Annotated in this window: 10 protein-coding genes and 1 tRNA gene; 4 read left to right on the forward strand and 7 right to left on the reverse strand. The window is 74.9% G+C overall.

Annotated features, from left to right (window positions below):
- Positions 1–122 precede the first annotated feature (122 nt).
- Positions 123–1,046, reverse strand: coding sequence for a hypothetical protein (locus tag ACFV8H_RS35200; protein ID WP_375892907.1), 924 nt, complete (start codon positions 1,044–1,046; stop codon positions 123–125).
- A 42-nt stretch (positions 1,047–1,088) separates the two neighbouring features.
- Here ACFV8H_RS35200 and ACFV8H_RS35205 point away from each other — a divergent pair, with 42 nt between their 5' ends.
- From ACFV8H_RS35205 to ACFV8H_RS35220, 4 genes are all read left to right on the forward strand, one after another.
- A complete protein-coding gene (locus ACFV8H_RS35205; RefSeq protein ID WP_380408018.1) occupies positions 1,089–1,715 on the forward strand; it encodes a GNAT family N-acetyltransferase in 627 nt (208 codons plus the stop codon).
- A 113-nt stretch (positions 1,716–1,828) separates the two neighbouring features.
- Positions 1,829–2,572, forward strand: a complete 744-nt coding sequence (locus ACFV8H_RS35210; RefSeq protein ID WP_380408020.1) for a sensor domain-containing protein — start codon at positions 1,829–1,831, stop codon at positions 2,570–2,572.
- A 127-nt stretch (positions 2,573–2,699) separates the two neighbouring features.
- Positions 2,700–3,446, forward strand: a complete 747-nt coding sequence (locus tag ACFV8H_RS35215) for a hypothetical protein (protein ID WP_380408022.1) — start codon at positions 2,700–2,702, stop codon at positions 3,444–3,446.
- Positions 3,447–3,482: 36 nt separating this feature from the next.
- Positions 3,483–3,944, forward strand: coding sequence for a GNAT family N-acetyltransferase (locus ACFV8H_RS35220; RefSeq protein ID WP_380408024.1), 462 nt, complete (start codon positions 3,483–3,485; stop codon positions 3,942–3,944).
- 25 nt (positions 3,945–3,969) lie between these two features.
- On the opposite strand, the gene ACFV8H_RS35225 is transcribed toward ACFV8H_RS35220, so the two are convergent.
- The 6 genes from ACFV8H_RS35225 to lhgO all read right to left on the reverse strand — a co-directional run bounded on the left by ACFV8H_RS35225 (position 3,970) and on the right by lhgO (position 10,317).
- On the reverse strand, positions 3,970–5,097 hold the full coding sequence (locus ACFV8H_RS35225; protein WP_380408026.1) for a hypothetical protein: 1,128 nt from the start codon (positions 5,095–5,097) through the stop codon (positions 3,970–3,972).
- 400 nt (positions 5,098–5,497) lie between these two features.
- Positions 5,498–6,325 carry a hypothetical protein gene (locus tag ACFV8H_RS35230; RefSeq protein ID WP_380408028.1) on the reverse strand — a complete coding sequence of 276 codons (828 nt, stop codon included), beginning with the start codon at positions 6,323–6,325 and terminating at the stop codon, positions 5,498–5,500.
- Between the two features lie 197 nt (positions 6,326–6,522).
- Positions 6,523–6,596, reverse strand: a tRNA-Met gene (locus ACFV8H_RS35235).
- 87 nt (positions 6,597–6,683) lie between these two features.
- Entirely contained in the window at positions 6,684–8,030 is a 1,347-nt protein-coding gene (locus ACFV8H_RS35240) for a PrsW family intramembrane metalloprotease (RefSeq protein WP_380408030.1), read from the reverse strand.
- Positions 8,031–8,146: 116 nt separating this feature from the next.
- Positions 8,147–8,977 (reverse strand): tRNA (guanosine(46)-N7)-methyltransferase TrmB, encoded by an 831-nt coding sequence (trmB, locus tag ACFV8H_RS35245; RefSeq protein ID WP_380408032.1) that lies wholly within the window; start codon positions 8,975–8,977, stop codon positions 8,147–8,149.
- Between the two features lie 104 nt (positions 8,978–9,081).
- Positions 9,082–10,317 carry an L-2-hydroxyglutarate oxidase gene (gene lhgO, locus ACFV8H_RS35250; RefSeq protein WP_380408043.1) on the reverse strand — a complete coding sequence of 412 codons (1,236 nt, stop codon included), beginning with the start codon at positions 10,315–10,317 and terminating at the stop codon, positions 9,082–9,084.
- Between the last annotated feature and the right edge of the window lie 389 nt (positions 10,318–10,706).

Below are 10,706 nucleotides of genomic sequence, written 5' to 3' on the forward strand. Positions count from 1 at the left end.
CCCGGGGGGGGGCCCCCCGGCCCCCCGGCCCCCGGGCCCCCCCCCCGGGCGCCCCCCCCCCGTCCCCCCCCGGGGGGGGCGGGGCCCGGGGGGGCGCGCCCCGGGCCCCCCCCCACGTCAGCTCACTGCTGCTCCTGCTCCTGAGGCTCCTCCGACCCCTCCGGCTGCTCCTGCTCCTCCGCGGGAAGCTGCGCCAGGTAGGCGTCGATCTCGGCCGCCCCCGGCTCCGGCGCGAGCTCCGGGAACTCCTCCACCAGCAGGCGCGGTAGCCCGGGCACCGTCCATTCGCCGAGCAGGTCGAGCGCCGCCTCGGCCGCCGCCGCCTCGAACTCCTCGAAGCCACCGGTCAGTTCGTCCGGCATCGGGCGCCCCAGCGCGTTCAGTTCGGCCAGGTTGCGGTAGCTGCGCCGCATCAGGCCCTGCTCCAGCAGCAGCCGCGCGCCGTCGGTGGCCATGCCGACGGACAGCACCCGGCCCGGCCCCCAGCCCTGCTCGTCCGGTTCGTCCAGCCAGCCGGTCGTCGTCAGCGCCTCGTACCCGGCCAGCCGCTGCTCCTCGTCGAGCGCGGCGAAGCCCGCCAGCCAGTCCCGGACGGCCGCCGGGTCCGTCACGTCCACCCCGTGGGCGTGCAGCAGCACCGCGTACAGCCGGGGCCAGGTCACCAGGTCGGCGCGGTGCAGCAGCCCGGCCGCGACCTCGCCCTGCCACTCGGCCTCGGCGTGCAGCCGCTCCTGGCGCTTGGCGTTGAGCCGCTTCGCGGCCCGCTGGTGGTCGACCAGCAGCCGTACGGCCTCGCCGTAGGCGAGCGGGTCCTGCTCCGGCGCGGGTTGGACGTAGAGGTGGAGCCGCTCGTAGAGCAGGTGCTCCACCTCGTCGGAGGTGAGTTCGGGCCAGCCGTCGTGCATCCTGCCCCCGCCCAGCTCCAGCAGCGCCAGCACCGCGCGCAGCGGCGCTTCGGCCACCGGCGCGCGGTCCTGGCCGGCCGCCCAGGCGAGCAGGTCGGCGGCCCTGGTGCGCGGGGCGAGCCGCAGGTCTTCGTCGTTCATGTTCCGAACGGTAGCCGCCGGACGCGGGTAGGGTCGGCAGCCATGGTCCCCGTACGCCTCACCGGCCCCAGACTCGCCCTCCGCGAGTACCGCCACACCCCGGAGGAGGTGGACGCGCTGCACGCGCTGTACGGCGACCCGGAGGTGACCCGCTACCTCCCCTTCGAGCCGCGCGACCGCGAGACCTGCGCCGACCAGATCGAGCTCTACCTGGAGGAGGCGATGGCCGAGGAGCGGGGCGTCTACCGGCTCGCCGTCGTCCGGCACGAGGACGTCGAGGCCACCGGGGACCCGGAGGACGCGCTGCCGGTCGCGCACGCCGCCCTCACCCTCGGCGAGTACCGCTCGGCCCGTCTCGGCTACGTGCTGAGCCGCCCGGTGTGGGGCCGCGGGTACGCGGGCGAGATCGCCGGACTGCTCTGCGAGCTCTCCTTCGGGGCGCTCGGCCTGCACCGGCTGGCCGCCCGGGTCGACGTGGAGAACACGGCCTCGGCCAAGGTGCTCACCCGGCTCGGCTTCCGGCTGGAGGGGCGCGTCCGGCACGACCTGTACAAGGGCGGCGCCTGGCGCGACTCGTACCGGTACGCGCTGCTCGCCGACGAGTGGTCCGGCCCGCCCGCGCCGCGACCGGCAACCGGGTACGGGCGCGAGGCCGGGCAGGGGGGTTAACCCCACCCCCGATCCGCCGGTCGGCCCGATACCCACCGGGCCCAGCCTCGGCCAGACTGGACCACGTCAGCGAGTACGGAAGACCACGACAACGAGGGGCCGGGGACCGGGAGATGAGCAGCAGCGGCAGCACGCTGGGCCAGGGGTGGGACGCCGTGGGCGGTTACGGTGACGACGGGGCCCGTCCGGCCCGGGCCCGCCGCACCGAGGAGCCGCCCGGCTTCTGGCGGGCGCCGTTCTCCGGGCACTACTACCGCGAGGTCGGTTACGCGCTCACCGGGCTGCCGGTCGCGATCGTCGGCTTCGTCGTCGCGATCGTCCTGTTCTGCCTCGGCGTCGGCACCTTCGTCACCGTCCTCGGCCTGCCGGTGCTGGCCGCCCTGACCAGCACCGCCCGGGGCCTCGGCCGGGCCGAGCGGGCCCGGGTGCGCGGGATGCTCGCGCTGGACGTGCCCGGCCCGGCGCCGGTGCAGCAGGTGCGCCCGGGCAGCTGGGGCTCGATCACCGCGCGGCTGGCCGACGGGGCGGGCTGGAAGGCCGCGCTGTACCAGCTGGTGATGTTCCCCTGGGCGGTGTTCAGCTTCTGCCTCACGCTGACGTTCCTGCTGCTCGGCTGGGCGATGGCGCTCTACCCGCTCTACCACTGGGTCTTCCCGCGCTACACCTCCTGGCACGGGTACCAGCTGTTCGACTTCACCGACAGCCACCACGTCCGGCACGCCTACTACGTGGAGGGCACCTGGCAGATCGCCGCGTTCTCGGCGATCGGGGTCCTGCTGATCTTCCTCACCGCGCGGCTGGTCCGCGGCCTGACCAACGTCAACCGGGCCGCCACCCGGGGGCTGCTCGGCCGCTGAGGCCCGGTCCGCTCGCTCCCGGCCCCCTCCCTGACGCTCCGCCCCTGGCTCTGCCCCGCCCCCGCCCCGCCCGTGCTCCGGACGCCCTCCGGATGCGGGTGGGGCGGCCCCGTGTTCGGATGGCCGGGTGGCGACCGCCCCCACCCCCGTGCCGGTCCCGGACGTCCTGGTCACCTCCCGTCCGCTGGACGAGTACTGCGCCCTGTTCGGCCTGACCCGCGCCCGGCTCGCCGCCCTGCCCGGCCCGCTGCTGGACTGCCCGGGCGGTACGTCCGGCCTGGCCGCCGAGGCGCGCGAGCTGGGCTGCCGGGTGATCGCCGTCGACCCGGCGTACGCGCTGCCGCCGCCCGAGCTGGCCGCCCGGGCACGGGCCGCCCGGGCGTCGATGGCCGTCGCGATGGCGGCCCGCCCGCAGCTGTACCCCTTGCGCCGCCCCGCCCGCCCGGACCGCTACCTGCGCAGCTGGGACCGCGCCCGCCTGCTGTTCGCCGCCGACTCGGCCGCCCACCCGCAGTGCTACCTGGCCGCCGCGCTGCCCAGGTTGCCCTTCGCGGACGGCGCCTTCGCGCTCACCCTGAGCGGCTACCTGATCTTCGCCTACCCCGAACTGTTCGGCCCGGAGCGGCAGCTGGCCGCCCTGGCCGAGCTGGTCCGGGTGACGGCCGCGGACGGGGAGGTGCGGGTCCAGCCGCTGAACGACGGTCGCGGCCGCCGCTGCGGCCACCTCGACCGGCTGCGGTACGCGCTCGGCGAGCGCCGGATCGCCAGCGAGGTCCGCCGGGTGTCGCACGGGGGCGGCCGCACCAGCAGGGTCCTGGTGCTCCGGGCCGCCCGTGGTCAGCCCCGGGGGCCCGAACCGGCCACACTTCTGTAATGGTCACTGGGCTGGTTGGCCCCTATACTCGCTCGCATGAGCGAGACCACGATCCGGCCCGCCCGGCCCGCCGACGCAGACCGGCTCACCGCGCTGATCCAGGCCTCCGCCGCCTACCGCGGTGCGTACTTCGCGATGATCGACGGCTATGCCGTGCGGCCCGACTACATCGAGCGCCACGAGGTGCGGATGGCCGTGGACCGTACCGACGACCGGCTGCTCGGCTTCTACGGACTGATCCACGAACCGGCCGAACTGGACCTGATGTTCGTCGCCGACGACGCCCAAGGACTGGGCATCGGACGGGTGTTGATCACCGACATGCTCGACCGGGCCCGGGCCGCCGGGATCACCACGGTCAAGGTCGTCTCGCACCCGCCCGCCGAGGGCTTCTACCTCCAGGTGGGCGCCGTGCGCACCGGCACCCGCCCGCCGCAGCCCAAGACCCCCTGGTCGCAGCCCGAACTGCGCTTCACGGTCCAGGGGTTCACGGTCTAGGGGTTCACGGTCCAGGGTTCACCGGCTAGGGATTCGCCGGCGGGTCGACGGCCACTGCCGCGGACGCCACTTCCGCGGACGCCACCAGCGTCGGCTGCGCCGGGACGAAGGCCACCGCCTGGAGCCGGGACAGTATCTTCTCCGCCAGCCAACTGCGGTCCGACCCGTACGGAATGCCCTGCGGGTCGACCAGCTGCGCCGCCACCGCGTCCCGCAGCCGCTGCGCCTCGGCGCCGGGCAGCCGGGAGAGCAGGCCCCGGGCGGCCAGCAGTGCGTGGTACTGCTCGAACCCCGAGCGCGGGTGCTCGATCGCCTCCAGCACGCTCGGCAGGTCCGCCAGCGAGGGATCGCCCTGCATCAGCGCGAGGGCCTGGATCCGGCGGCCCTCCGAGCCGGCCGCGAACAGGGCCCGCACCTGGTCGGCGGTCAGCGCCGAGCGGGTCGCGGTCGAGCGGACCTCCGCCACCACGCCGTCCGGCCCGGCGGGGGAGTCCGAGGACGGCGGCAACTGGGCGGCCAGCGCGGCGGGTTGCTCCGCGCTGCCGCCGAGCAGGCCGAGCTGCTGCATGGCGCGCACCCGCAGGTCGTCGGCGCCCACCTTGTCGCCGTGCCGGTCGCGGTCCTGCCCGGCCAGGAAGAGGTCCAGCGCCTCGTCCGTCTCGGTCAGCACCCGGGGCAGCGCCAGCCTGGTCACCAGCCAGCCGGCCAGGAAGCCGAGCACCAGGAAGTACAGCACCAGCGCGGCCGCGAACGGCACCGCGGCGTCCTCCCCGCCCAGCACGGGCGCCAGCGCCGTACCGAGCTGGTGCAGCCGTTCACCGAGCGAGCCGAGCTGGGTCAGCCCGACACCCAGCAGCACCTTGGTCAGCCAGTCGGAGACCTGTTCCAGATTGGTGTTGGGCGCGTACGAGCCCTGCGGCTCGCCGGAGCCGCTCTTCACCCGGGGCACCCCGAACAGGAAGCCCAGCGCGCCGCCGAGCACCGTCGAGGCGCCGGCCACCACCAGGCCGCCGCCGAGCGCCTGCCAGGCCTGGGCCCGGCCGAGCGCGAACAGCAGCAGTCCGAGCAGGCCCGTGCCGGTCAGCACCCCGGCGGCCGTCCACTGCGCCGTCCGCAGCGCCGACCCGCCGGCCCGTCGCCGTGCCCTCGCCATCGCCCACCCCCTGTGTCCGCGCCGCTGCGCCCCGTCGTCACCGCGGGGCCGCGCCGACTCTAGCGCTGCGGCCCCAGCACGGGAACGACCCGGGGGCACCGCGGCTACGACGGGCAGCCGGAAACGCAGACGACCCGCAGGCTGCTCCTCGACGCAGGCCCGTGCACTGGCCTGACGCCGAGGCACCGGGGATGTACCGGTGAGCCTGCGGGTCGGGTGACTGCTGTGGATTTCGCCTGCCGGAGGCCAGGGGCCTCATCCTGCGCAGGCAGGGGCGGCTCTAGCGAGCAGCCACCTCACACATCCTGATGGAACTCAACTCAGGATCACCTCCTTTCAGTGTGCCGCCACTGTAGGCAGCCCCCTGTCGGGAGGGCAACGGATTATTCGCGGGTGCCGCTCAGGCGCCCTTCACCTTGTCCTCGAACTTGGTGTAGTCGATCACGTTGTCGGGCGACGGGACCTGGATGGTGACCGGCTTGTCGTAGTCGGTGAAGTCGATCTGGCCCTTGTCGGAGCCGGTGGTCTTCTCCATCCGCACCGGGTAGAACTTGCCCTCGGTGGCGATGTGGAGCAGCGACTCCTCGCCCTTGTCGTCCTTCTGCCGGAGGCTGAACGTCTTCACGCCGTTGACGGTGCCGGCGCTGCCCTTGGTGGAGGCGCTGGAGCCGTCGTCGAGCATCTGGTTGCTCGCGTCGGTGAGCTTGCAGAAGTCGGTCAGGTCCTTCATCTTCGGGTCGTCCTGGAAGCCGGTCAGGTAGCGGCCCTTGAACACCTCGGCGACCGCGTCGCCCTTCGGCCCGCCGAAGGTCTTCCAGAACTGGGCGTCCGGCTTGAGGAAGTACTGCTTGCCGTCGCTGAGGAGCTCGAAGGAGCCCATCCCGGGCATCGCCATGCTGCCCTGGCACTCGCCCTTCGAGTCCATGACCATGTTGATGGTCATCTCGCCGTCGTCGCTCGCCATCTTGCCGCTGATCCTGAGCGACGTGGCGCCGGCCAGTGCGTCCTTGGCCTTCTTCTCGATCTCCTCGGCGGTCAGCTTGTCGGTGTCCAGCTTCGCCACGGTCGGAGTCGGAGTCGGCGTGGCGGTCGGGGTCGCGGCCGCCACGGCGGTGGTGGCCGCGGGCGCCGCGGCCTTGTCCGCGCCCTTGTTGTCGCCACAGGCGGCCGTGCCGGCTCCGAGAAGGAGGCAGATCGCGGCGGTGCTCGCCAGGCGCTTCGACAGCATGAGGTCGTTCCTTATCCAGGGAACGGTCCCGCCGTCCCCCACTTGGATGAAATTTTCCTCAGTATGGGGGAGCGGTCTGACAGCAGATCTTGAAAACGGGGCGCCGTTACCGCTTCGTGGCGGGACCGTGCCCTGGGCGTGCCGGGAACACGAAAGGGCCCGGAGGAAGAATCCTCCGGGCCCTTTCGGCTACTGAGTAGCGGGGACAGGATTTGAACCTGCGACCTCTGGGTTATGAGCCCAGCGAGCTACCGAGCTGCTCCACCCCGCGTCGGTGAACACAACAATACGGGGAAGTCGCCGAGATGGGAAATCGGTTCTGCAGAACGGCCCCAACTCACCCTCCGTCTCCGGCGAATCACCCTCCGTGCCGCTCCCCGGTCCGCCCTCCGGACCGCCAGCCGTGCCGTGCGGCCCGGCCCCTGGCCCAGAGCGCGAAGCCGACCAGCGCCACGAAGCAGGGCACCATCAGCACCCCGTAGACCACCAGGAACCCGTCCGTCCCCAGGTCGGCGGCGGCGTTCCAGGTGCCGTGCAGCACGATCGCCAGCAGCAGCCCGACGGGCGCGGCCAGCCGGGCCAGCCAGCGCCGCCCGGTGGTCAGGGCGACGGCCAGGCCGATCCCGGTGAGCGCGGTGAACAGCGGGTGGGCGAACGGGGAGAGCAGGGCGCGCAGGACGAAGGTCTGCACGGTGCTGTCGAAGTCGCGCAGGCTGGGCGGATCACCCAGGCCGATGCTGTCCAGCCGGTTGCGCTGGTCGGTGGTGAAGGCCCGGCCCAGGTAGAGGGCGTTCTCGGTGAAGGCGAAGCCGCAGGCCGTCATCCCGCCGAGCACCATCCCGGCGGCCAGGGTGCGCGGCCGGGAGCGGCGGTGCGCGGCGCCCGGGGTGCTAGGGGTGCCCGGGGCGGGCGGGGCCGGGCGCAGGTAGGGCAGGGGCCGCAGGTACGGGCGGAGCCGCAGCCGGCCCCGGGCGTGCGGCCCGGCCGGGCGGCGCTGGTACGGGCGGGGGCGCCGGGGCGCGGGCGCCCGGTGCAGCAGCGGCGCGCAGGGGCGGCCGGAGCGGCGGCCGTGGCAGCGCAGCCGCTGGCCGAGCGGCAGCAGCAGCACCAGCAGGGCGGTGGCCTTGGCGCTCTCCTCGATCACCGGGGTGGCGACGCCGGCGCCGAGCAGCCCGCCGAAGGCGTGGTGGTGGGCGGTCAGGTAGTCGGCGGTCCAGTTGTTGGCGAGGATCGCGATCGTGGTGGCGGCGCAGGCGCCCCAGCCGAGGCAGAACACGGTGTGCCGCAGCGGCACCCGGGCGGTCAGGTTGAGCCAGGCCAGGCCGCCCAGCACGAAGGGCAGCGGCACCATCGCCAGGCCCAGTCCCACCAGCAGTCCGACGGTGCCGGTCTGCCGCTGGACCAGGTGCAGGATCAGCACCCCGCAGCAGGCCAGGGTCAGGACGGCGGAGGTGGTGACGGAGGAGAGCGCCAGCGAGCGGAAGCGGCCCCGGGGCGCCGCGGTCGGGCCGCCCGGGAGCCGACCGGCGACCAGGGCCGTCGGGGCGGCCGGTGCCGCGCCGCCGGGCCGGGACAGCAGCCGATCGGCCCGGCGCCTCCGCGGCCCCGGGATGGTCCGGGTGACGCCGGTGCGCGGGACCGTACCCGGTGCGTCGGCGGCGGTGCGGGCGGTCGCCCGGGGCCCGCCGCCGGGCGGGCTGCCCATGCGGCTCAGGGTAGGCCACGGTGGCGGCCCGTCGGGAGGACTCGGGACGAACCGTTCGTCCCGGCCGCGACCGGCCGGTCAGCCCGCCGCGGCCCGTTCGAACGGCTGCCGACGGGTCAGCGGCGGCGGAACAGCAGGTCGTGCACCACGTGGCCCTTGGCGATCCCGGCCCGCTCGAACTTGGTGACCGGCCGCCAGTCCGGTCGGGGCGCGTAGCCGGGGACGCTGCCGTCCGGGTGGTCCGCGGGCTCCAGCCAGCCGGTCCCGTCACCCTCGGGGTGCAGGTTCTCCAGCTCGGGAGAGGCGGACAGCACCGTCAGCATCTGCTCCGCGTACGGCTCCCAGTCGGTCGCGCAGTGCACCAGGGCGCCCGGGGCGAGCCGGGGCAGCACCAGGTCGAGGAAGGACGGCTGGACCAGTCGGCGCTTGTGGTGCTTGGGCTTCGGCCACGGGTCGGCGAAGTAGACCCGCAGGCCGTTCAGCGAGGCGTCCGGCAGCATGTCGCGCAGCAGGATGATCGCGTCCCCGGCGGCCAGCCGGACGTTGCGCGAACCGTCCCGCTCCAGCATGCCGAGCAGGTTGCCGTGGCCGGGGGTGTGCACGTCGGCGGCCAGGATGCCGGTCGACGGGTCGGCGGCGGCCATCGCGGCGGTGGTCTCGCCCATGCCGAAGCCGATCTCCAGGGTGACCGGCAGGCCGTCGAACAGCTCCCCGAGGTCGAGCGGGGTGCCGTCGATCGGGACGCCGTACGTCTCCCAGCTCCGGTCCAGGGCGCCCGCCTGGGCGTTGGTCATCCGGCCCCGGCGCGGCTGGAAGCTGCGGATCCGCCGCTCCCGGTGCTGTTCCTCGGTGGCCTTGTGCGGGTACATCGGCGCGGGGTAGGCGGCCGGCGCCGCGGACAGCCGGGCGGACGGCGATTGCTGGGGGATCGGGGCGGTGGAAGTCACAATCAACCGAGTCTACGGGGCCGCGCGGGGCACCCGGAGGGGTGTGTGACGGGGCTCATCCGGGCCGGGGCCGCGCGCTCAGCCGGGCCGGTACGGCGGCGGGCTCAGCCGCCGGCCTCCAGGGCGGCCAGGGCCCGGCGGGCCACCTCGCGGCCGATCGGCAGCGAGGCCGTCGCCGCGGGGGAGGGGGCGTTCAGCACGTGCACCGCCCGGCGCGGGGAGCGCGGGTCCGCCGGGTCGAAGCCGGCGAAGGCGAAGTCGTCCAGCAGCGAGCCGTCCCGGGCCACCGCCTGGGCCCGCACCCCGGCCGTGGCCGGCACCAGGTCGGCGGCGGTCACGGCGGGCAGCAGCCGTCGGACGGCGGTGGTGAACGCCCGCTTGGACAGCGAGCGGTGCAGCTCGCCGACCTCGTACCGCCAGTGCCGCCGCAGGATCCGCCAGGTGCCGGGGAAGGCGAGGGTCTCGGCCAGGTCGCCCGGGCGGACGGTCCGCCAGTCGTACCCCTCGCGGGCCAGCGCGGGCACCGCGTTCGGGCCGACGTGGACGTCCCCGTGGATGCCCCGGGTGAGGTGCACCCCGAGGAACGGGAAGGCCGGGTCGGGCACCGGGTACACCAGGCCGCGGACCAAGTCCCGCCGGTGCTCGGCCAGTTCGTAGTACTCCCCGCGGAACGGGACGATCCGCACCCCCGGGTCGTCCCCGGCCAGCCGGGCGATCCGGTCGCTGTGCAGCCCGGCGCAGTTCACCAGCACCCCGCAGCGCAGCTCCCCGCCGGAGGTGCCGACCGTCACCCCGTCCCGGCGCCGGGCCACCGCCCGCACCGCCGTGCCGGGCCGCAGTTCGGCGCCCGCCTCCCGGGCCAGCCGGGCGTAGGCCGTGGCGACCGCCGGGAAGTCGCAGATGCCGGTGGTGCCGACGTGCAGCCCGGCCCGCCCGACCACGGCCGGCTCGTACCGGGCGATCCCGGCCCGGTCCAGCTCGGTGACCGGGATGCCGTTCGCCCGCCCGCGTTCGGCCAGCGCCGCCAACCGGGGCAGTTCGGCGTCCTCGGTCGCCACGATCAGCTTGCCGGTGACCTCGTACGGGAGGCCGTGCTCGCGGCAGAACTCGACCATCTCGGCGGCGCCGGCGACCGCGAAGCGGGCCTTGTACGAGCCGGGGCGGTAGTACACGCCGCTGTGGATCACCCCGCTGTTGCGCCCGGTCTGGTGCGCCGCGAAGCCGTTCTCCTTCTCCAGCACCGCCAGCCGCAGCCCGGGCCTGGCCCGGGTCAGGGCGTACGCCGTGGCCAGCCCGACGATCCCGCCGCCGACCACCAGGACATCGAAGTCGTCCGCCACGCTGCGCTCCTCGTCCACCGCCGGGTCGCCGTCGCCGAAGCCGGTACGGGCGGCGTGCGTCGCCCCCGCCCCGGCTTCCGCCGCAGATGCTGCCACGGCTCCGGGCGGGGGTCGAGACCGCGTGACGGGCGGGGCGGACGTCGCGCGTCGGTCGGCCCGTCAAGGCTCCGCTGCGCGGGTACGCGTCCTTCGTCCGTTCGACCTTCGTCCGGTCGTGCTTCGTCGGTTCGACCCTCGTCCGGTCGTGCTTCGTCCGGTCGACCTTCGTCCGGTCGGCCCGGGGCATGCCGAGGTGGGGGGCCGTGGGCAGGCGCCCCCCACCCCCCCCCGGGCCACCGCCCGTCCCCCCCGCCCCGCCCCCGGGGGGGGCGGACAGCCCCCCCCCGCCC

The sequence above is a fragment of the Kitasatospora sp. NPDC059827 genome (assembly GCF_042731675.1).
Lineage (GTDB): Bacteria > Actinomycetota > Actinomycetes > Streptomycetales > Streptomycetaceae > Kitasatospora.

Coding starts and splice junctions, on each gene's coding strand:
- ACFV8H_RS35200 (WP_375892907.1), bottom strand. CDS start 1,046: ATGAACGACGAAGACCTGCGGCTCGCCCCGCGCACCAGGGCCGCCGAC.
- ACFV8H_RS35205 (WP_380408018.1), top strand. CDS start 1,089: ATGGTCCCCGTACGCCTCACCGGCCCCAGACTCGCCCTCCGCGAGTAC.
- ACFV8H_RS35210 (WP_380408020.1), top strand. CDS start 1,829: ATGAGCAGCAGCGGCAGCACGCTGGGCCAGGGGTGGGACGCCGTGGGC.
- ACFV8H_RS35220 (WP_380408024.1), top strand. CDS start 3,483: ATGAGCGAGACCACGATCCGGCCCGCCCGGCCCGCCGACGCAGACCGG.
- ACFV8H_RS35225 (WP_380408026.1), bottom strand. CDS start 5,097: ATGGCGAGGGCACGGCGACGGGCCGGCGGGTCGGCGCTGCGGACGGCG.
- ACFV8H_RS35230 (WP_380408028.1), bottom strand. CDS start 6,325: ATGCTGTCGAAGCGCCTGGCGAGCACCGCCGCGATCTGCCTCCTTCTC.
- ACFV8H_RS35240 (WP_380408030.1), bottom strand. CDS start 8,030: ATGGGCAGCCCGCCCGGCGGCGGGCCCCGGGCGACCGCCCGCACCGCC.